Origin of the sequence: Campylobacter porcelli (assembly GCF_002139855.1) — a bacterium.
Taxonomy (GTDB): domain Bacteria; phylum Campylobacterota; class Campylobacteria; order Campylobacterales; family Campylobacteraceae; genus Campylobacter; species Campylobacter porcelli.
This window is the reverse complement of the sequence record NZ_CP018789.1, coordinates 1,353,919-1,374,842: the sequence shown is the minus strand read 5'-3', so window position 1 is coordinate 1,374,842 and position 20,924 is coordinate 1,353,919. Positions and strand designations below refer to the sequence as shown.

Annotated in this window: 22 protein-coding genes and 1 pseudogene; 11 read left to right on the top strand and 12 right to left on the bottom strand. The window is 31.7% G+C overall.

Annotation, left to right across the window (positions count from 1 at the left end):
* Positions 1 to 709 precede the first annotated feature (709 nt).
* On the top strand, positions 710 to 1,699 hold the full coding sequence (locus CSUIS_RS06945; RefSeq protein ID WP_180379391.1) for a RelA/SpoT domain-containing protein: 990 nt from the start codon (positions 710 to 712) through the stop codon (positions 1,697 to 1,699).
* Between the two features lie 202 nt (positions 1,700 to 1,901).
* Here the strand turns inward: CSUIS_RS06945 and CSUIS_RS06940 are convergent, their stop codons facing one another.
* The 3 genes from CSUIS_RS06940 to mqnF are packed head-to-tail and all read right to left on the bottom strand — an operon-like array spanning position 1,902 to position 4,617.
* Complete coding sequence (locus CSUIS_RS06940) at positions 1,902 to 2,552, bottom strand: MOSC domain-containing protein (RefSeq protein ID WP_086242485.1); 651 nt, start codon at positions 2,550 to 2,552, stop codon at positions 1,902 to 1,904.
* Positions 2,540 to 3,409 carry a signal peptide peptidase SppA gene (sppA, locus tag CSUIS_RS06935; protein WP_086242486.1) on the bottom strand — a complete coding sequence of 290 codons (870 nt, stop codon included), beginning with the start codon at positions 3,407 to 3,409 and terminating at the stop codon, positions 2,540 to 2,542. The genes CSUIS_RS06940 and sppA overlap by 13 nt, the downstream gene beginning before the upstream one ends.
* Positions 3,397 to 4,617, bottom strand: coding sequence for an aminofutalosine deaminase family hydrolase (gene mqnF / locus CSUIS_RS06930; protein WP_086298200.1), 1,221 nt, complete (start codon positions 4,615 to 4,617; stop codon positions 3,397 to 3,399). Before mqnF ends, sppA begins: the two co-directional genes overlap by 13 nt.
* 88 nt (positions 4,618 to 4,705) lie before the next feature.
* On the opposite strand from mqnF, the gene aroQ reads away from it, so the two are divergent.
* Genes aroQ through fliY form a run of 9 tightly spaced genes read left to right on the top strand, consistent with a single transcriptional unit; the run spans position 4,706 to position 11,817 of the window.
* Positions 4,706 to 5,173: a type II 3-dehydroquinate dehydratase gene (aroQ, locus tag CSUIS_RS06925; protein ID WP_086298197.1), complete on the top strand. Its 468-nt coding sequence runs from the start codon at positions 4,706 to 4,708 to the stop codon at positions 5,171 to 5,173.
* On the top strand, positions 5,166 to 6,179 hold the full coding sequence (locus CSUIS_RS06920) for a M24 family metallopeptidase (protein WP_086298194.1): 1,014 nt from the start codon (positions 5,166 to 5,168) through the stop codon (positions 6,177 to 6,179). The genes aroQ and CSUIS_RS06920 overlap by 8 nt, the downstream gene beginning before the upstream one ends.
* A complete protein-coding gene (gene folK, locus CSUIS_RS06915) occupies positions 6,179 to 6,664 on the top strand; it encodes a 2-amino-4-hydroxy-6-hydroxymethyldihydropteridine diphosphokinase (RefSeq protein WP_086237419.1) in 486 nt (161 codons plus the stop codon). Before CSUIS_RS06920 ends, folK begins: the two co-directional genes overlap by 1 nt.
* Positions 6,664 to 7,986 carry a flagellar biosynthesis protein FlhF gene (gene flhF / locus CSUIS_RS06910; protein ID WP_086298191.1) on the top strand — a complete coding sequence of 441 codons (1,323 nt, stop codon included), beginning with the start codon at positions 6,664 to 6,666 and terminating at the stop codon, positions 7,984 to 7,986. The genes folK and flhF overlap by 1 nt, the downstream gene beginning before the upstream one ends.
* The gene (locus tag CSUIS_RS06905) at positions 7,986 to 8,849 is read left to right on the top strand and encodes a P-loop NTPase (RefSeq protein WP_269466749.1); all 864 of its coding nucleotides are present in this window, start codon (positions 7,986 to 7,988) and stop codon (positions 8,847 to 8,849) included. The genes flhF and CSUIS_RS06905 overlap by 1 nt, the downstream gene beginning before the upstream one ends.
* 9 nt (positions 8,850 to 8,858) lie before the next feature.
* Positions 8,859 to 9,203: a hypothetical protein gene (locus CSUIS_RS06900; RefSeq protein WP_086237422.1), complete on the top strand. Its 345-nt coding sequence runs from the start codon at positions 8,859 to 8,861 to the stop codon at positions 9,201 to 9,203.
* Positions 9,175 to 9,879 (top strand): RNA polymerase sigma factor FliA, encoded by a 705-nt coding sequence (locus CSUIS_RS06895; protein ID WP_086293119.1) that lies wholly within the window; start codon positions 9,175 to 9,177, stop codon positions 9,877 to 9,879. The genes CSUIS_RS06900 and CSUIS_RS06895 overlap by 29 nt, the downstream gene beginning before the upstream one ends.
* Positions 9,879 to 10,988 carry a flagellar motor switch protein FliM gene (gene fliM, locus CSUIS_RS06890; RefSeq protein ID WP_086237424.1) on the top strand — a complete coding sequence of 370 codons (1,110 nt, stop codon included), beginning with the start codon at positions 9,879 to 9,881 and terminating at the stop codon, positions 10,986 to 10,988. Before CSUIS_RS06895 ends, fliM begins: the two co-directional genes overlap by 1 nt.
* Positions 10,981 to 11,817, top strand: a complete 837-nt coding sequence (gene fliY, locus CSUIS_RS06885) for a flagellar motor switch protein FliY (RefSeq protein ID WP_086298188.1) — start codon at positions 10,981 to 10,983, stop codon at positions 11,815 to 11,817. The genes fliM and fliY overlap by 8 nt, the downstream gene beginning before the upstream one ends.
* A 297-nt stretch (positions 11,818 to 12,114) precedes the next feature.
* Here the strand turns inward: fliY and CSUIS_RS06880 are convergent, their stop codons facing one another.
* The 5 genes and pseudogenes from CSUIS_RS06880 to CSUIS_RS06860 all read right to left on the bottom strand — a co-directional run.
* Complete coding sequence (locus CSUIS_RS06880) at positions 12,115 to 12,852, bottom strand: RICIN domain-containing protein (RefSeq protein ID WP_086298130.1); 738 nt, start codon at positions 12,850 to 12,852, stop codon at positions 12,115 to 12,117.
* Positions 12,849 to 13,670 carry a cytolethal distending toxin subunit B family protein gene (locus CSUIS_RS06875; protein ID WP_086237427.1) on the bottom strand — a complete coding sequence of 274 codons (822 nt, stop codon included), beginning with the start codon at positions 13,668 to 13,670 and terminating at the stop codon, positions 12,849 to 12,851. Before CSUIS_RS06875 ends, CSUIS_RS06880 begins: the two co-directional genes overlap by 4 nt.
* A complete protein-coding gene (locus tag CSUIS_RS06870) occupies positions 13,667 to 14,347 on the bottom strand; it encodes an RICIN domain-containing protein (protein ID WP_086298133.1) in 681 nt (226 codons plus the stop codon). The genes CSUIS_RS06875 and CSUIS_RS06870 overlap by 4 nt, the downstream gene beginning before the upstream one ends.
* 53 nt (positions 14,348 to 14,400) lie before the next feature.
* Positions 14,401 to 15,351 carry a glycosyltransferase family 2 protein gene (locus tag CSUIS_RS06865; protein ID WP_086298150.1) on the bottom strand — a complete coding sequence of 317 codons (951 nt, stop codon included), beginning with the start codon at positions 15,349 to 15,351 and terminating at the stop codon, positions 14,401 to 14,403.
* Positions 15,351 to 15,536, bottom strand: a pseudogene (locus CSUIS_RS06860) (GDP-mannose 4,6-dehydratase); the annotation flags it as partial. The pseudogene CSUIS_RS06860 and the gene CSUIS_RS06865, both read right to left, overlap by 1 nt.
* A gap of 149 nt (positions 15,537 to 15,685) precedes the next feature.
* Between CSUIS_RS06860 and CSUIS_RS06855 the strand changes: the two are divergent.
* Positions 15,686 to 16,045, top strand: coding sequence for a hypothetical protein (locus CSUIS_RS06855; RefSeq protein WP_236860778.1), 360 nt, complete (start codon positions 15,686 to 15,688; stop codon positions 16,043 to 16,045).
* 471 nt (positions 16,046 to 16,516) lie between these two features.
* Here the strand turns inward: CSUIS_RS06855 and CSUIS_RS06850 are convergent, their stop codons facing one another.
* From CSUIS_RS06850 to CSUIS_RS06835, 4 genes are read right to left on the bottom strand one after another with little or no spacing between them, the layout of a single operon-like run.
* Positions 16,517 to 16,942, bottom strand: coding sequence for an FAD synthase family protein (locus CSUIS_RS06850; protein WP_236845318.1), 426 nt, complete (start codon positions 16,940 to 16,942; stop codon positions 16,517 to 16,519).
* On the bottom strand, positions 16,942 to 17,988 hold the full coding sequence (locus CSUIS_RS06845) for an asparagine synthase-related protein (protein ID WP_086242684.1): 1,047 nt from the start codon (positions 17,986 to 17,988) through the stop codon (positions 16,942 to 16,944). Before CSUIS_RS06845 ends, CSUIS_RS06850 begins: the two co-directional genes overlap by 1 nt.
* Positions 17,988 to 19,496 (bottom strand): CDP-glycerol glycerophosphotransferase family protein, encoded by a 1,509-nt coding sequence (locus CSUIS_RS06840; RefSeq protein ID WP_086242683.1) that lies wholly within the window; start codon positions 19,494 to 19,496, stop codon positions 17,988 to 17,990. Before CSUIS_RS06840 ends, CSUIS_RS06845 begins: the two co-directional genes overlap by 1 nt.
* Positions 19,477 to 20,892, bottom strand: coding sequence for a glycosyltransferase family 4 protein (locus CSUIS_RS06835; RefSeq protein WP_086242682.1), 1,416 nt, complete (start codon positions 20,890 to 20,892; stop codon positions 19,477 to 19,479). The genes CSUIS_RS06840 and CSUIS_RS06835 overlap by 20 nt, the downstream gene beginning before the upstream one ends.
* Between the last annotated feature and the right edge of the window lie 32 nt (positions 20,893 to 20,924).

The following is a 20,924-nucleotide window of genomic DNA, read 5'->3' as shown; positions in this document are numbered from 1 at the left end:
AAAACAGAGCTAATATCTGCTATGAATAACATCAGTGATATTAAAACTAGCATACATAATTCAGCAAGGCAAGTAGCAATAAGCGGTAAAACTATTATCATTTATCCAAGATGATAAGGTTTGGACTGTCATTAAAAAGCATAGCCAAAATTCGGCAAAACAATACTTTAAAAATAACACGGAGAATAAAATATGGAAAAGCGAAAATTATATATTTTCATCGATGAAAAAGGCTGGCATATTAGAGACGATAATGAAAAAATAGTTGGCTAAATGATGATGAGCTAGATACAAATTTTGCCGAAGTATTTGGCATAAATGGCAAAATAGGTTTTTTAGGAGAATGGACTTGGAGCGATAATTTCCTTAAGTTAAAGAGCGATAAATTAAATGAAATTTGCGACTTTGAAGTATTAGCAAATGGATATAAATTCACTGGCTCATTCATAGATGCACTAGAGTATATAAAAGCAAATTTTAAAGCGATTTAAATAGTCTTTAAAGCCATTTAAAAAAGCTTAATTTAAATAGATTGTGGTAGAATAAAGCTTAAAATATAAAAGGTTATTTATGTATAAAACATTTTTTAAGTTTATTGTTGATAAAATTTTTGCCACTGGGCTTAATAGCTACGGCTATTAAAGGGGTCTCTAAATTTTAGGGGCTCTCTTATTTAGAAAATTATTATATTATGCTACTTTGTGGTATAATGCGTAGCATATTAATAAAAGTAGATGTAATGATACAAAGCAATTTATCAAACAAAATTATAAGAAAAGCTGGGAATAATTTAAAGCTAAATCAAGCTAAAAAAGATGATTTAGATATTATCTCTACATTTAGATCAAATCATGTTCAGTTAATGAAAATGCTAGTTAAAACCATATCTAAAAAATTACCTAAACCACTTTTTATAGCCAGAAGGTTGAAGCGTTTAAGCTCTATACAAGCAAAACTGCAACGCTTTGATGGTATGTGTTTAGATAGGATGCAAGATATCGGCGGAGTTAGAGCTGTGTTTAAAAACAATAATGAAGTAAAGCAATTTGTAAAAAGAATTCAAAGTGTTTATTATGGTAAGAGAAGTGTTTTTAAGATAGTTAAGGAAAACGACTACATAAGCAATCCTAAAGATGATGGATATAGAAGCTATCATATTGTTTTTAAATATAATGGGAAAATAAATGAAGTAAATGGATATCATATTGAGCTGCAACTTAGAGACTCATTGCAACACTACTGGGCTACAGCAGTTGAAATTTTAGCACTACGAAGTAGCACAAATATTAAAGCAGGTTATGGCGATGAATGCTTTAAACGCTTTTTTTGGCTATGCGCTGAACTTTTAGCTGGTAATAACAACTATAAAGAAGAGATTAAAAAACTTGATGAAAAATATCAAATTCTAGCCTTGCTAAGCGGTTTAAATGTAGTGTGCGACAATATAGAGAAAAAAGAAAAAGCTGATAATTTGTATCTTATGGTGCTAGATACAAAAGATGGAATATTGAAACTATCTGCCTTTGGCAAAGGTCAGCTTGAATTGGCTAAAAACATATACCAAAGCTTAGAGACTAATGATAGCACCCAAAGCGTTTTAGTAAGTGTAGATAGTGTTAAAAAACTTAAAAGAGCTTATCCAAACTATTTTTTAGATGCTAAACATTTTATTAAAGAAGTAAGAGAAAGAACAAAATAGCTAATTAATCACCAGTTAAAATCCCTTTAAATAGGCTTTTGATACTTTTTAATAATACTTAAAAGCTCATCTAAGGTTTTGCCTTCAAATTTGAAACAACAGCAAACTCGCATGATTTTTTGGTAAAAATTTGGAGAGTATAAAGCACGAGAGATAAGGCAAAAAAGAGTGAGAGTGGCTACATTTTAGCCACTATTTATAATTAGTTTAATTGATACATATAAGCATCATCATACACCCCTTTTAAGCGAGCAGTTATGCTATCTTTCCACGCATCTCGTATCTGTGTATTTTGAAGTTTGGGGATTAGATTTAAATTTTCTTTTGGAGCCAAAAATAGCATATTTAGCTCCATTATACTTAGCTTATTAGGATTACAATTAGTAATTTTGATGGTATCACCGCTATTAATTATCCCAGGCTTTAAAACCTTATAATACCACCCACTAAGCCCACTTTCAAAGATAAATTTAGTCATACCAGCGGCTATAATTTTGCTTAGTTTCACACAAGGCTTTCTAGGCTCACTTACTTGTAAAATCGCAGAGCCTATATGATGAATATCGCCTATATACACGCTTTTTTCATCAAGGTCTAAAATGCTTAAATTCTCCCCCATTTGACCTAGCTTTAAATCCTTATTAGCAAATTTGCTAAATGCCAAGTAGTTGCTAACAGCATTAGCAAAAACTGCCTTATATTCGCCGCCATGGTGGATTGTATCGCTTATACTATCCCCATTTATCCCATTAAAATCGCAAAATCCGCTATCGATATGCCCCTTATCCATAGCGCTACAAAATCCACCATAATCCTTTATAACGCCTATATTTAGGGACTTTACCACTGCCATAATATATTCTTTTGATTTAGTGAGTTTATGATTAAATTTGAGCTTTGCTTAGCAATCCCACTCATAAAACGCTCTATTACTGGGGCTTCATACCACATCTCTATCTCCACTTGGCTAAGCTCTTTTAGCCTAGATTTTGCTTCATCGTAGGTTGAAATCTTATCTATTAGACCTAAATCTAGAGCTTCACTGGCTAAAAATATTCTAGCATTTGCCCATATGCTGGCTTGATTTATATCTAAATTTCTAGCATTTGCCACATCTGTGGTAAATAGCTCATAGCTCTTATCTACCAATCTTTGTAGTTCATCTCTTTCGCTTTGGCTCCACTTTCTAGTATAAGTGCCAGACTCTTTATACTCTCCAGCCTTAACCACTTGAGAGCTAATGCCTATTTTATCCGCTAACTTCTCTATATTAGGGGCTTGTAAAATAACGCCAATTGAGCCTATGAAACTTCCACGATTAGCATAAATTTCATCTGCACCAATGGCTGCGTAGTAGCCACCACTAGTCATTGTCCCACTAGCATAAGCTAGCACCGGCTTTAATTCATTAAGTGATTTTATAGCATCGCTAATTGCCACGCTTGAGCTCATATCCCCACCAGGGCTATTGATATTGATTAGCACCCCTTTTATGGCTGGATCTTTGGCTAATTCTATTTGAGATAAGAGATCTTTTTCATCTGTGATAGCCCCATTTAGCGATATTTCCATTAAATTTGCTCTATTTGTGCTAGAGCCACTTAAGATAATCAAAACTACAATAAGCACAAAAATCATACTCTTAAAGTAGGTATTGATAAAATTTAAAAGCCCTTTAATAGGCGACAAAAGTAAATTTAAAATTCGCATTTTTCTCCTTTAATATATAGTGATTTAGCAGTTTTAGTATGAAGTATCATTTGAGTGCAAAGCTGATTAATATCACTGATATTAAATCCATCAAAGATAGCTATATCAGCGATATTTCCAGCTTTTAACTCACCTAAATTTAGGTTTAGTGCTTTGGCTGGATTAGATGTGATGGATTTTATGGCAAATTTAGCAAATTCATTTAAATCCATATAGCTATGAGCCATCATAGCAGCCCTTAGCTCGTCCCAAATATTTAGACTTATATTTGAGCTTAATCCATCTGTGGCTATAGATATATTTATGCCGTTTTCAAGGGCATTTGCTAGGTCAAATCTAGCACTTAATAATCTATTAGATACCGGACAAGTAGCGATAGAGTGAAGCGATTTATCCATTAAATTTAGATAATTTTTAGCAAAAATAGAGTGGATAAATAGAGTGCGAACCCCACTAAAAAGCTCTATAAATGAGCTTGGGGAGTAAAATGGCTTGGAGTTTTTATTAAATTCTTTAAAAAACTCACTAAATCCACCGCTACCATCTTCTAGCCACCGCTTTTCATCTAGGCTCTCCATAAAATGCGTAGAGAGCATCATATCTGATTTTTTGGCTAGATTTATAGCACTTTTAGCTAATTCTATATGGGTAGAGTATGGAGAATGCACACTAATAGCTGGGATAAATAGATCGCTTTTTAATTCATTTGCAGCATTAAAACGCTTTAAAAATCCGCTCCATTGCTCTTCTAAAATGGCTGAATTTGAGCCTAAAATTTCGCTAAAATATATCGTTCTAATAGGGGAATTAGCGCACAAATTAGCGCTAAGCCCAAAGCTAGAAATCTCTCCAATAGTGCTTACTCCAGCTCTTAATTGCTCATAGATGGCTTGATTTATCGCACTATTTTTATCGCTATTTTTAAATTTAGCACCATTTGCGATTACGCTTTTTAACCATAGTAAAAAATCCCCATAACTAAATGTAGTTTTATTGCTACTATACTCAAGATGGATATGGGAATTTATAAGAGCTGGCATAGCGATACTATCGCTAAAATCTAAAATTTGAGCCTCTTTAAATTCGGTTATAAGCTCATCAAATTTGGCTATTTTTTCAATTTTATGATCAAAAGCGATGGCTTGATTTTGTAAAATATCAAAATTGTCATTACATAAAATGATAAATTTAGCTTTTAATATTTTCATAAATTTCCTTAAAAAGCAGATATTATAGCCAAAATTTAGCCAATATTTTGTAAAATATTTGCTAAATAATTTTTTATCGGAGAAAAATATGAAAATAATGGTAATCCAAGGCCCAAATATCAATATGCTTGGCAAGAGAGAACGCAGAATATATGGCGTGATGACTATGAGCGATATACATGAGCAGATGAAGGCAGTAGCCGATCAAGCTGAGGTTGGGATTGAGTTTTTTCAAAGCAATTTTGAAGGCGAGATAGTTGATAAAATTCAAGAGTGCTTGGGTGAATTTGATGGCATTATCATCAATCCAGCTGCTTATACTCACACTTCAATTGCGATTAGAGATGCGATTGCGTCTGTGAGGCTGCCTACTATTGAGGTACATATTAGTAATATTTATCAAAGAGAGGAGTTTCGCCATAAGAGCTTAGTTGCTCCAGTTTGTTCTGGCCATATCGCTGGATTTGGACCCATTGGCTATCATTTAGCGATCATTGGAATGCTTCAAATTTTTGATCAGATAAAGCGTATGGAGACAGCTTCTAAAGATGCTTAATTATATCTTAAAAGATGAAAATGCCGTATATTTTGAGTGCGGTTATAGCTGTGATAATGAGATTTTTATCAAGTTTAAAGATGAGAGCTTTTTTATTACTGATGCTAGATATGCTATTGAGGCTAAGAGCGTTATCAAAAATAGCCAAGTGATTGAGTCAAAGGATATAAATAAAAGCGCAAGATTGCTATTAAGAAGTCTTGGGGTGCGTGATATAATCTTTAATCCAAGCGATTTTAGCTACTTTGATTTTCAAAGCTTAAGCCGAGATTTACATATAAATTTTGTAGCAAAAAATGAATTTTCAAAGCTTAAAAGGCAGATAAAAAGTAGTTTTGAGATCGAAATTTTAAAAGAAGCAGCAAGGCTTGGGGCGAGTAAATTTGATGAGTTATCAAGTGTTATAAGCGATGGTATGAGCGAGAAAATGATAAATTTCAAGGCTGAAAATATCCTAAGAGATGGTGGAAATTTAGCCCTAAGTTTTGATCCAATCACAGCTATAAATGCAAACGCTGCTAAGGCTCATGCTTTGCCACTTGATGAGCGTATAAAGAGCGCAGATTTGCTACTAGTAGATGCTGGGGTAAAATATCAAAGATACTGCTCAGATCGCACTAGAACGGCGGAATTTCAAGATGGATTTAAATTCACTAAAGAGCAGAAATTTTCAAATTCAAAGCAAAATGAGATCTATCAAATAGTAAAAGAGGCGCAAAATCTAGCCATAAAAGCAGTCAAGCCAGGAGTTAGGGCTTGTGATATAGACTCAGCAGCTAGGGATTTCATAGCTAAAAATGGATATGGGGATAAATTCTTTCACTCCACCGGTCATGGAGTAGGGCTTGATATACATGAATTTCCGATAATTAGCCCAAGAAGCACGACTATTATAGAGCCTGGAATGGTATTTAGCATTGAGCCTGGAATTTACTTAGAGAATGAATTTGGCATAAGAATAGAAGATGTTGTGGTGGTAACTAATAGCGGGTGCGAAGTGCTTTGATGGAGAGAATTTATATTAACGGGGCTAGAATGCTACTTAGAAGTAGGTATTTCCCAAAAGAATTTAGACTAAAAGCTAAGCATAAATATACCGCTATTATCGGTCTTGGGGGAAATATCGGCAATACTGCAAGGCTCTTTGATAGGTTTTTAAATTTAATTTTAAAAGATAGGAGATTTGCTATTATGCAAAGTTCGCCAATGCTTGTAAATAAGGCGTTTGGTTATGCTAGTAGGGATTATATAAATGCTGTGATAATCCTTAAAACCTCTTTGTATGCTAAGGAAATTTTAAAAATTATGCAGCATTTTGAGAAGAGATTTAAGCGAGTTAGAGAGTTTAGGAATTCGCCTAGAACTTTGGATTTGGATATACTATATTTTAGTGCTAAAAGTTATAATGATAATGTTTTAACCCTGCCTCATCCAGGGGCTAATATCAGACCAAGTGTATTTATCCCATTAGGTCTTATGAAAGGAGTGTGATGGCTACAGTTTTAAAGACTTTTACAGGAGAGAGTGCGATAGAAGCACTAAAAAAAGCCAAAGAGGAGTGCGGTGAGAGTGCAATGCTAGTAACTACTAAGCAAATTCAGCCTAAAACCTTAAATAAAAAACCGCTATATGAAATTTTAGTAAGCGTAGAAGAAAATAGTGCCACGCAAAATCCAGCATCGCAAAATAAGCAAACTCAAATAAATCAAATTCAAAAGCAAATTTCAGCCTATACACTAGGCTCAACGTCAAATACCAAACCAAGCACATTTAACTCAGATAGTGATAATAAAGATAGCAATGATATACTACTTAATATCTCACAAGCTGCAAAGGAGATTAGCAAAGTAGCTGGCATTAGTAGTGAAATAAGCGAATTTAAGAGCGTGGAGTATGATAAAAAGATAGATGAGGTGGCAAAAGAGGTAAATAAACTCAATCAAAAAATATCCATGATAGCTGATATGATTTGGGATGATAGGTCTGAAAATCGTGATGATATTATCATTCCGCCTGAATTTTCTACCATATATAAATTAGCCAAGCAAAGCGGTATGAAAAGCGAACATTTAAAAGGAATAATGCAAGCTACAATCGAAAATATGCCCTCATCTATGAAGAGCAATCCAGCTACAGTTAAGCGATATTTCTACTCACTTTTGCGTAATATGCTACCTTGTAGAAGTGAGAGCTTTGATAGTAAAAAGCAAAGAATTATGATGCTTGTAGGGCCTACTGGTGTAGGCAAGACTACAACGCTTTCAAAATTAGCTTATAAATTTGCTCACGGGGATCAAATCAGATATAAAACTGGGATTATAACCCTTGATACATATAGGCTTGGTGCGGTTGAGCAGCTATTTCAATATGCTAAGATTATGAATATACCGATACTTGATGCAATTGAGCCTGATGATTTTAGATCTGCTATTAAGAGCTTATCAAATTGCGATTTAATCTTGGTTGATACGATGGGAAGCAGTCAGTATGATAGGGAGAAGCTCATTCGTCTTCATACATTTTTAAAAGAGTGTGGTAGTAAGGTGGATGTGAGCTTGGTAGTATCAGCTGGGTCAAAGATTGAAGATTTGCTAGAGATTTATAATAACTTTTCAGCTTTGGATATTGATACTTTGATAATTACCAAATTTGATGAGACAAAGATATTTGGTAATATTTTTTCTCTTATTTATGAAACTGGCGTTCCAGTTAGTTTCTTTTCAACCGGACAAAATGTCCCAGATGATATTATGGAGGCTAAAAGCGAGTTTTTAGTCAGCTGTGTTTTAGATGGATTTAAAGGAGATGAGTGATGGATCAAGCAGATAAATTAAGAGAGCTAATGATAGCTCAAAAGATCAAAAAATCAACCCATTTCATAGCCATCACTAGCGGTAAAGGAGGCGTGGGTAAATCCACAGTTAGTGCGAATTTAGCCAATCTTTTATCATCTAATGGCTATAAAATTGTGCTATTTGATGCTGATATTGGACTTGCAAATTTAGATGTTTTATTAAATGTTAAAATCAATAAAAATATGCTAGATGTATTAAAAGGAGAGTGTCCGCTTGAGGAGATTTTGATTAAAGTTAAGCCAAATTTAACCCTAATTCCAGGTGAGAGCGGAGATGAGATTTTTAAATTTAATGACCAATTTTTATATGAGAAGTTTTTAAATCAAGCATCAATTTTAAAAGATGTTGATTTTGTCATCATTGATACTGGGGCTGGGATTGGCTCTAGCACTCAAGTTTTTTTAGAAGCGTGTGATGAGATTATCGTTGTTACCGTGCCTGATCCTGCTGCTATTACTGATGCTTATGCTACGATTAAGGTTATCTCAAAGATGAAAAGCGATGTTTTTATGCTTATTAACCAAGCAAAAGGCGAAGATGAAGCACAAAAGATATTTCAAACCATCAAAACCGTAGCTGATAAAAATATCACTCATCAGCTAAATTTAAGTCTATTAGGCTGGCTTCCAAGCGATAAGGTAGTTTCAAGAAGCATTAAGCAAAGAACGCTATTTACTAGTGATGCACCACACTCTCTTGCTACGCTACAGCTTAAAAAGGCTGCGAACAACCTTCTTGAGAAATTGGAACAAAAAGTGCTTGACACCAGCGAAGATAGAAGTTTTGCTGGCTTTTTCAAGCGTTTAATAGAGCAGTTTTAAAGGAATATTGTGAGAGCAGATAATTATATAGCATTTTTTACAGTATGTGGGTTTTTTGTGGGTCTTATGTTTGTTATAATAAAGATTGAAGAGCCTGTGGAGATTGTTATATATACTTTGCTTATTACATTTTTTTTCTATATTGTTATTCATATTGTTGTGATGAATTATATAGATGCTAAAAAAATTGGTCTAAGGATATTTAACAAAGAGCATTATGAAGAGATAAATGACTATCTTGTTACCGAGCTTGCTATTAGGGAGCGTAAGCTTGATGGTATTATCCAGCATTTAGACCAAAAGCTCAAAAAATCAGGTAAAAAGCATGAATTACGCAAAGCAAAAGCAGCTTGATAGCTATAAATCTCAGATAAAAAAAGAGCAAGATGATTTAGTGATCGCCTATATGCCAGCTTTGAAAGCTATGGCTCATAGGCTTAGATCTCGCTTACCAAGCTCAGTAGAAGTGGGCGATTTAATCAGCGTAGGAACTGAAGCTATGGTAAGACTTAGCCATACCTATGATAAGAGCCAAAATGACAATTTTTGGGGTTATGTTAAACAAAGAGTATATGGCTCAATGCTTGATTATTTGCGTAGTCTTGATACTATAAGTAGAAATAGTCGCAAATTAGTCAAAGATGTAGATCGTTTGATAGATGAGTATTACAATAAACATCAGTGTGAGCCAAGTGATGAGTATTTAGCAAAAGAGCTAAATGAAGATATAAATAGAATTAAAGAGGCGAAGAATTTAAGTGAGATAACATCAGTTTTACGCTTAGAAGATCAATATGAGTTATTAAGTGAGTATAGCACCGAAGAGCAGATAGAAAAAGATGAATTAATAGAGCATATTAAGCATATTTTATCCCAATTCAATCAGCGTGATCAGCTGATAATCCAGCTTTATTATTATGAAGAGTTAAATTTAAAAGAGATAAGTGAAATTTTAAATATCACAGAGTCTAGAATTAGTCAAATTCACAAAAGACTTATAACTAAAATCAGAGAAAGGCTAGGCTTTTAATGGCAGATATTTTAAGTCAAGAAGAGATAGATGCACTTTTACAAGTTGTAGATGATGATGGAGCTGGGCAGGTCGCTGATCTCCCAGAGCATATAGAAGAGCCAAAGCAAGTTGTCATATATGACTTTAAGCGTCCAAATAGGGTTAGCAAAGAGCAGCTAAGAGCCGTTAAGGGAATTCACGATAAATTAGCCAGAAATCTTGCTTCTCAAATTTCAAGTATTATGCGTAGTATCGTTGAGATTAGACTTCACTCAGTTGATCAGATGACCTATGGTGAGTTTTTGATGAGTTTGCCAAGTCCAACTAGCTTTAATGTATTTTCTATCAAGCCACTTGATGGAAACTGCGTCTTAGAGATCAATCCTAGTATCGCATTTCCTATGATAGATAGACTTCTTGGTGGCAATGGCGATGGATTTGATAGTAATAATAGAGAGCTAACTGATATTGAGGTTAATCTTTTGGATGCGATTTTGCGTATTATTATGCAACGGCTTAAAGAGTCGTGGTCTATGATTACAGATATGTATCCAAATGTAGAGGCTAAGGAGTCTAGCCCAAATGTCGTCCAAATCGTTAGCCAAAACGAGATTGTTATTATGGTTGTTATGGAGATTATTATTGGAAATTCGAGTGGTATGATAAATTTATGCTATCCAGTCATATATCTTGAGCCGATTTTAAGTCGCCTTGCTAATCGTGATATTATGTTAGGTGAAACCAGTGCTAAAAAGAGCCGTAATAAGGAGCTCAAAACCTTAATTGGTCGTGCTGAGGTGCTTTATGAAGCGATTTTAGGTAAGACCATAATTAGTGTAAATGAGTTTTTAAATTTAGAAGTTGGCGATATATTAAGACTTGATCGCAATGCTGATGATAGGGCTATAGTTTGTATAGATAAAAAAGAGGTATTCTTAGCTCAAATTGGCATTCATCGCTTTAGCAAATCAATTAAGCTAGAAGAGCTTATCAAAACTGATCGTGATGAGATAAAAGCGATTTTAGAGCAGTATGAAGAGGATAGAAAAGCTAAACTAATGGCATATGAAGAGCCTAAAGACGATAATGAAGAAGAAAGTGATGATGAGGAAGAATACGATGACTAGATTTTTTGAACTTTTTAAAAACGAGCTAAGTGCAACTATAGAGGGATTAACTGGTGCTACACCGCAAATATCAGATGCGGCTGAATATGATGCTCCAACTCAAAATGGCATAAAAACCCCCGTTATAATGGCTAGTTTGACATTAAGTGGGGATATAAATGGCAAGATGAATATTGTCTCTTCTGTGCTTTTGATTACAGCTATTAATGATTTAATGCTAGGAGAAGAAGAGCCAACTGGCAATACCACAATCAGCGATGATGAGCTAGATGCGAGCAAGGAGATATTCTCAAATTTGCTAAGTGCGGTTAGCACATCTTTGGGTGCGGCTAAAGATATGCCAAAGGTGAATTTCGCTATTAATACAGTAAAGTATATTGATGAAAATCAAATTTTGGATTTTACCTCATTTGAGAAGTTATTTTTATATCAAATTGGCATTGCGAATTTAAATGAGTTGCTTGGCGTTTGTATTGATTATCCATTTTATAAATTTTTCAATAAAACCACAGAGAGTAATACTAATAAAGAAAGCAAATCATCTGAAAAGCACGATATTAGCGATGAAATTAGAAATATCGGGCTTATTATGGATGTCAGGCTGCCAATCCGTGTGCGTATTGGCTCTAAAAAAATGCTATTAAAAGATGTATTATCTATGGATATTGGCTCGGTTATTGAACTAAATCAACTAGCCAATGATCCGTTAGAAGTCTTAATAGGAGATAAACCAGTCGCACTTGGTGAAGTGGTTATCGTAGATGGAAATTTCGGCGTGCAAATCACTGAAATCGGCACCAAAAAAGAGCGTCTAGAGCAACTTAAATAACCATTATTTAAATTTTAATTTATAATAACAAATTTACACTACCTATAGAGTATTAATTTTTATTATTATGATAAATTAATATGGCATAGAGTTAAGAGAAATAATTATAAATAAACTAAATAAAAAGTGGAGATTGCCACTTTTTATTAAAAATATAAGATGAGTAGATAAAATTTAAACTAAATAAACTAACTAAATAAATAAAAATAAACTAAACTGAAAAATATAAACCAACTAAGCCAGATAATAACAGTCAAATAACAACATCTGCTTTTATAGATTTGATCAGTATCAAATCTAATCAAGCGGTTGTAAAATAGCAGCCTCTCTAATCTCAGGCATTATAGCCCAAAGCTTTGGCAAATCTACACCAAATCCCTCTCTTAATTCACATTTTAATATTCCCACTCTTTGCCATGGCTCTAAATTAGGATTAAAAAATGTGCTTATACACTCCTTACCACCTAAGACTAAAGATCTTATCTCCACAGCATCACTTAAAAGTGGTATTAACTGAAATACGGTCTCAAATTTCTTTTTATTTAAATCTGCAAAGCAGTTTTTTAGCATAAAAAATCCACTCTCATCAATTCCTAAGCACTCATTTATATCATTAGCTGATACAAACTGAATATACTCAAGGCTTAAATGTGCAAAGCTATCAACCCTTTTAATATCACTAATTACACTTGGTTCAAATGCTTTAACCTCTCTTAGGTTATAATTAAAGGTCTCATCTGATTTACCTAAATTTACCACCAAAGGCATACCTGTATCAAGGGATCTTAGGCTTAAAGGCAAAGTAAATGGATCAAAGCCATCTTGATTATTTGATGAGCTAGTTAAGATTGGTGTTTTTATTTTATCATTTAATAATGGAGCTCTATCTGGGGCTCTTTTTTCATCTGGGGCTTTGCTTATATCTCCAGCAAAGCCTTGTGAGCCATCAAGCTTTAAAAATGTCTTATTTGGCGTTGAGGCACAACTAACGATAAATATAGATATTAGAGTTATTAAAGATAGAGTTTTTATCATGGAAATCTCCTAAATGTTACAGGGAAGTGGTCACTTGCTATGTGAGTTCTAAATCCACTAAAGAATGTGCTAGCTGATATTGGTGGTAATGGAGCTGGAAACACTGCACGATTGGAGTTACCTACTACAGCGTAATCTAGAGTTCTTCTAGCACTTATTTGAGTGATGGCGTTATTTGTAATTATTCTAGTTCTAAGTCTTAACTCAAGCTCAAATGAGCTAAGTAGCTCTCCTGGCTCTCTATTAAAATCTCCCATTATAATCCAGTTAGTGCTAGCTAGAGTTGGGGATCTTTGAAAGAATAGATCTATATTATGAACTATAGCTGAAGCATCAGCTCCACCATTTGCTAAAGCGTGAATGCTAAAGAAAGCATCATTATTTATCCTAATGCCAATCATAGGTCTTGAGACTGTAGTTGGAGGTGGAAGTAAGAATACTTCATCAGCCTGTCTTCTACTAGCTAGAGCTAAATTTACTCTATTACCACCCTCATCAGTCCTAGCAAAATATACAAATATTAGATCTGGTCTAAGCCTAGAGCCTATATTCCACACATGCTCAGTTACTACTACACTAGTGCCAAATGCTCTAAACTCCCTTCCAGTTGGCTCAGCTGTGGCTGGGAGAGTGCCAGCTTCTTGAATAGCTAAGACATCAATGGAGTTTTGACCAGAGAACATTTGAGTTACGCTAATGCTCCATTTAGCCTCACTACTAGCACTTGAGCCTTGCATATTCCAAGTAGCTGTTTTAAAGTCATCTATATTAGCAAATAGGCTTATAAAGCTAAATAATAAGATTAATATATTTTTCATTGTTGGTATCCTAATAGTACTTCAGTTGGTAAAGCTTTAGGGATAAATACCCATTGTTGATTAAAATTTGGCTTAAAATTACAATCTCTCATAGCAAGACTATAGTAGCTACCAGTTTGGACTAGCGAGCCAAGATCTGTTGTTATACATTTATTTGAAGCTGTGGATTTAAGCTGAATGGCTCCATTATCCATAGCAAAGAGCTGCCATTGCTGGGATTTATTATTTGGGTCGCATCTGCGGTGAGTTATACCACTGCCTTCATCGTGAATGCATGTATTTGTAAGGAAATTTGATATTAAAGCTATATCATTACCTAGATTTATAACTTGCCAAAATCTAGCCGCTCCAAAATCCTTTGAGTTATCTAAGGTGTAGCCCCATAGCCAATTTCCCTCAGCTAAAGCCCAAATGGTTATAGATGAGCCGCCCATTGGGTTTATTATAGTTAGTGCAGCTGATTTAGAACCAAGGCTTGGAGATGCGGATAGATTTAATAGCGGGGCACCATTTGGAGTGCTTAAGTTACTATCTACATCAGCTCTATTAGATACTAAAGATTTCATAGGGTTTGTAGTTAAATTATCATCTATTACAGGTGGTGCGTATGGGGATTTACCAGAACCACAAGATATAAAAAATAGAGATATTATAAGTGGAAATATCACTCTTTTCATCTAATTCCTTTTAATAAGTAGTTTAGTGGATTAATATTGATAATTAATCTTAATTATCTTAGCATAATTTTACTTAATGGGGTATTAATAATAAACTTAAAAAATAATTTAAATCTATACCAAAATCCTTTTTTAACTAAATTATTACTTAATAAGCTAAAATAATAAGAAAAAGCATAATCTTTACATTCTAAATAATCCAAAAAAAAGTTAATTATATTTAAATCTTCTATATTTATATTATCTTTATTTAACGATTTTAAACACATAGCTTTACCTGTATTTAAAAATGGCAATCCTCTATATTTATTTTTTTCTAATTTTAATATATTATTATTACTAGTATTATCAAGGTGGATGCGGTATTGAACTAATGGTTCATTTAATGTAATTCTTTTTCCGTATATTTCATTAATAACTGCCAAGTAATAGTCGTGAAATTCTATATTAGCACTAAAAGGTAAAGCAATATTTTTTAAATTCTTATTCATTAAAATTGTATTTCCCATTACTCCACATGGTCCTAAAATTTGCCCTAAATCTTTGCTATGAGAAAGACTATAACCCTTTTTTTTTAAAAATGATTTACAAATTTGATTTTCATCTGAGTCAATTATTTCTAAATCGCTATGAACCATAATAGCCAAATTTGGATTATCTTTTTCTATCTCCATCATAGCTTTTAATTCTTTTTCTAATTTATTTGGCTTCCAAATATCATCTTGGTCGCTAATGGCTATATAATCATAATCCACTTCACTCAATAAAAGCTCAAAATTTTTTACAAAACCTAAATTTTGTTTATTTTTATTTATAATAAACTTATGGCTGTATTTCTGTTTATATTTACTTATAATATCCATAGTATTATCACTAGAACAATCATCTCTAATATAAATTACAATATTAGAATAAGTTTGAGCCAATATAGAATCTAGTTGTTTAGATATATATTTTTGACCATTATAGGTTGCCATTATAACAGCAATAGTTGGCGTATGCATTATAAGCTATACCTTTTTAAATACCAGTCTATAGTCTTTATAATTCCACTATCAAAATTCTCATCAGCCTTCCAGCCAAGCTTAGTTTCTATTTTAGTAGCATCAATTGCATATCGTCTATCATGTCCTGCGCGGTCTAAGACAAAAGTGATTTGATTTTTATAGCTAGTGGGTTTTGGTAATTTAAATATAAAAATTAATAGGTACATTTATTAGATTGCTTAGGAGAATCAAGATATAATATTGCTATTAAATATTAAAGGAGAAAAAAATGACAGTTATAAAAAGAGATTTTGTACCGGAGAATACAAAATCATATTATTATACTCGACCGTTGAGTTCAGGAAAAGCTTACTTCTTAGAAGATGCAAATGGAAAAATTTTTTATGCAAGTAAAAATTATATCGATGAACATTTAAAAGTAGATTTATCAAAGATACCGGACTTTACAATTTCTTTAATATCTATGCGATCATATGAAAATTCTAGAAATAGATCTTGTTCTAAAAATAAAACTCATATCAACTATGATAAGTCATATGCTATTGCATATATAACTCTTAGGGAAGAAAAGCTTATTGAATACAAAAATATATCCTATGAGCCACTTAAGAATTATTATGATAAATATATGAGAGATAGAGATCTTGCGGATGAAGATATAAAACGCATAATCAATATAGAGCAAAGCTAAGGAACGCAATATTAGACTATCTTTAAATAACCTGTTAACGTGTTATGCTTATGAGTTTAAATTGAAGCGGATATTAAACTGCTTAAAACAAAATAAAGAAGGAATTGATTTTATTAATAGCCTATTATCTTATTTGAAAAACAATTATATGTTAAGTGACAAACAGATTAAAGGATTAGCAAAATGGACACAATATTTGCCACAAAAAGATTTAAGAGAATCAAAAATAATGAAATTTAAAAACTAAATAAATCATATAAGTAAGACTAAACCTTGAAATATTTTAGAAGTCAGTCTCATTTTATATAATTGTTGCTAATCTCCATAAACCACATTTCAATTCTCTTTAGTATGTTTTTGCATCTTTCGCCTTTGAGAAAATCTTTGGCGGTAGATTATCAAAAAAATGAAATTATAATAAATATAGATTTCTTTAGTCTATAAAATTTTATAGACTAAATATGCTTTTGACTATTGATCTCTTAATTTTTTAAGCGTTTCATTTAAGATTGTAGAGCTAGTGCCTTTGGTATATGGAAAATATACAACCCTAACGCCAACTTCATTGAATTTCGTCTCCATTTCTCTCCAGCTTGGCGCATTAAACCAATCATCACCTACAAATAACACATCAAAATTTAGCTTTTCCCACATTTTAAATTTATCCAGCTCCTCTTGCGGTATAGCAGCATCTACATATTTTATATTTCTTACTATTTCTATCCTTTCTTCAAAAGGAATTACTGATCGTTTATTTTTATACTCCACTAGCTTATCTACAGTTACGCCTACGACTAATTTATCGCACAAACCTTTGGCATTTTTAAGTAAATTTAGATGTCCGATATGAAATAAATCATAAACTCCAGTAGTATATCCTATAACCATTTTTGGCATTACAGCTCTCCTTTATCATGCATATTTAAAAACTGCTCTAAACACCAGCAAAGCCACTTTTGATCACCTGTCATATCTTGAGCGCAATTTTCGATAAATTCTGATCTTGTTGGAATATATTCTTTCAGCCATTGATTCATTGCTCTTGGCATTGGAATTTTGGTTGGGGTTTCAATATTTGGATATCGCTTGGCAAATAACTCTCTCACCATATATTTAGGTTCGCCATTTCTAACTCTATTTAAATTTAGTGGTCGTGCCATTTTCATAAATGAGTATGGATCTAAATATTCTACTCCTCCTAGCTCAAAGGCGTGCATATAAGATGTATATGATTCAATATCCATATAATCTTTTAAAAAGGCTTGAAAATCTATCAAGTCTAAACTTTTGCGATATGGCTCATAGATCTCTTTTACACTGATTGAATTTTTCAAAACTTTGCTTGGCTCGATAGAATTATATCTTTCAACAAATTCGTCAAATTTCCAAGTCTTAGATAAAATCTTATCCATCCCACCAAAAACATAATCAGCAGCATCGCCATATATGATTTTTTCAATACCTTGAGATTTTGCGTGCTTTGCAGCTTTTAATAATTGAACTTCAATCGAATGAAAAGGGACTCCATCTGCTTTAAGAATTTCAGGAGTTAATTCTTCAAAATCTGACCAATTCATCTCAATTATTTCGTGGTCTAGCCCATAAATATCACAATATTTTTTAGCTTGGGCTGTTTCATCTATGGCATTAGGAGCAATACACTTAAAAGTATATGCTTTTGTACCTTTTGGCAAATACGAAGCTAAAATGGCACTATCTATACCACCAGATAATAAAATAGCAGTTTTATTTGGAACATAAAATTCGCTAATCTTATCTTTAATAATTCTATCCATCTCGTCTATGGTAGATACGGGCGTAATCTCCTTTTCATCGCGAGGCTTAAACACAGTATGATTAAGTCCATCAAAGAAATTAATATTTTCATCTTTAATAAACCTAAAGGCTAAGTAGTGGCTCATGCAATATAGTTTGTCAGTCATTAGTTCTCCTTTAATAAATTTGTTATATACTCATATATATTTTTTGCCGAAGTTTTATTATTTGGCGATCTTAGATAATTATTAATAAATATCGCCCTATCTGACTTTTTATAATCATTTTCATTTAAAACAATATCTTCTATAAAATTAATAATATCTTTTTTTAAATCAAATGTATGGTATAAATTGGCATAAACTTTATTGCCAAATTCATCAAAATCTAAAATATTTTTTTTACCTTTTGTAAATAATGCTGGCTTTCCAGTAACCATATATTCAGCCATGAATGATATTGAATCAAATATCATCGCATCAGATGTCAAGAATAAATCTTCAAATCTATTATTTTCAAATTGACAATTTTCTATTGTTGACCATTTTTGATAATATTCATTAATTTGTTTTATTGTCCACTTTTGTCCATTAACTGGTCTAGACTGCAAAGCTTTATAAAGCATTGGGTGAGGCTTAAAAGCAAATTGAATTTCATCTTTATATTTATCTGCAACATATAACATAAAATCATAAATTTCAGCAAATGTGCTAGTAGAATATAATGTCGCTGCATCATATAGCCAGTGTGGTGCCCAAATAACTTTCTTTTTAGATTTATTTTGTTTCTTCCAGACATCTTTTGGTTGATAATTTTGATCAAAAAAAATATCTAACTTAGGATATCCTAAAAAAACACAATTTTTACCTTTTATTTTTGAAATTTCACGAGCCATCTTTAAATGTTCTATAGATGGCACAAAATATGTATCGCAAAGCCAATGACTATCTAAATTAAAGTGACCATCCGGATTTTTGGCGCCAGAAATTCCATATTCAATTAAGTAGTTAAGCGACTGTGGGAAATTCGTTAAATGGTACTGTTGTGGTAAATGCTTCCACCAAGATTTATTATGAAAAATAATATCAGGTTTAAGTTCTTTTCTAATATCTAAATATGTGTCAGTTGTTTCATTGTATGCCTTAATAACATCGTACCCTAATTTCCTTAATTGTTCATATGCCGTTGTGGAATATTTAATCATTTCTTCTTTGCCTGTGTAACAAAATGGAACTACACAAATTTTGACATTAAAAATTGGATTTTCTCTAAAAATTTTGTATAAATTTTCCCAAATAAAACAACTAATTCTTGAAACAAAAAATAAAACTACTATTTTTTCATTATTTTTATATTTTCTTCGAACTTTTCTTAATGTATTAAAATGTTTTAACCTAAAAAAGTTTGATTTGGGATTTAAAATTTCATATGGAACATCTCTACATTCAATTTTTAAGAATGGAAGTATATAAAAAAGTTTAATATATAAATTGTCATATATATTATTAATCTTAAAAAAGTACTTTAAAAAAATAAATTTATTAAAATATTTTTTATTTAAAGTTAATAATTTTAATTTAAATATATAAATATATATTTTTTCTTTTATCAATTCAAAATTAAATATTTTTATTTTATAAAATAAAAATACCCTATTATATTTTTTTATTTGCATAGTGCACCTTTTTACCCATAGAATTTGGAAATTTATATGGTATATATTCTTTATATGAAATAATTTTTATTCCAAATAAATAATATTTATTAATTCCATTTCGTCTATTTATCCTAAAATATCTAATGCCAAATATATAAAAATCCGTTCTTACAACAAAATCTATTTTTTTAAATAGCTTTAATCCTAATATAGATAGCCTGATAACTTTTATAAGAGAATAAGGTGTATATCTTATAACTCTCTTTAACTTATCAAAAGTTAAAGAACTATTAATTATCTGTTCTAAAAAAATAGAGGCTAACTTGTTAATATTGCCATGATTATTTTTATAATATTGATAGCACTTATTACCAATATTTCTTTTACCATTTTTTAATAAAATAGTTTCTACGCTATTAGCAATTGAGATATATTTTATATTAAAATCTTTTTTTTGATCAACTGTAATCCCAGTACAATAGCAATTCGTGTCAAAATACCAATACACTTGATTATCTTGAATTTCGTTAGTGTTCATTAATAAAACTGCCGAAGGTATTCTAAGAGCTGATGCTTCAATGACGCAAGTACCAACTCCATATAATAGATCTATATTGTTAATTAAATATTCATCTAATTGATTATATGCTATAGATCCGGTATATAAAATATCTATTTTATCACCATATTTCATTAATTCTTGTTCAACTTTTTTTCTATATACTCCATCGCCAATAATATGAAGTCTAATTTTTTTACTAATATTAATTTCGTATAGATTTTTTGCCAAATAAAATAAACTTTGTATTTTATCTGCTGATAATCTAGATAGAAAACCAATATTGATATAATCTATATCTAATAATTCTTTAGGAGCTTTAAGAGTTTTATTTGGTACTGTTAAATAATAAAAATCATTATTATAAATATTTGCATTACTATACCTATTTATCGAATCCATGCTAGACCAATCATGAAACATTATAGCTCTAGAATGTTTAATTAAATTAAAAAATTTTAATGTTTCATTGTTTAAAAACAACAAATCCCAAGCACAAGGATTAGTTTCATTATGCCAAAAAATAATTTTATTATCTTTATGCATATTTTTAAGTAATATTACTCTTGTGCTTGTAGCAAATATAACACACTTTTTATTCAATGGGAACAATTCCGAATTTGGATCATATGGTATAAAATTTATATTTTTAATATTTTTTATAAGCGTTCTAGGGTGTCCATCTATTAAATCGCAAAAATATATATTTAAATTTGTATTATTAGCTAAATATTCAGCCATTTGAACCTTGCAAGTTGTAGCGCCAGTTATAGCATGAACCGGTTGAAAAAAACATATATTTTCATATCCTTGTGATTTTATAATTTCCGTTAGCTTTAATAATCTAGAATGCATATATTTATCCACCTTAACTTTTTCAATTAATA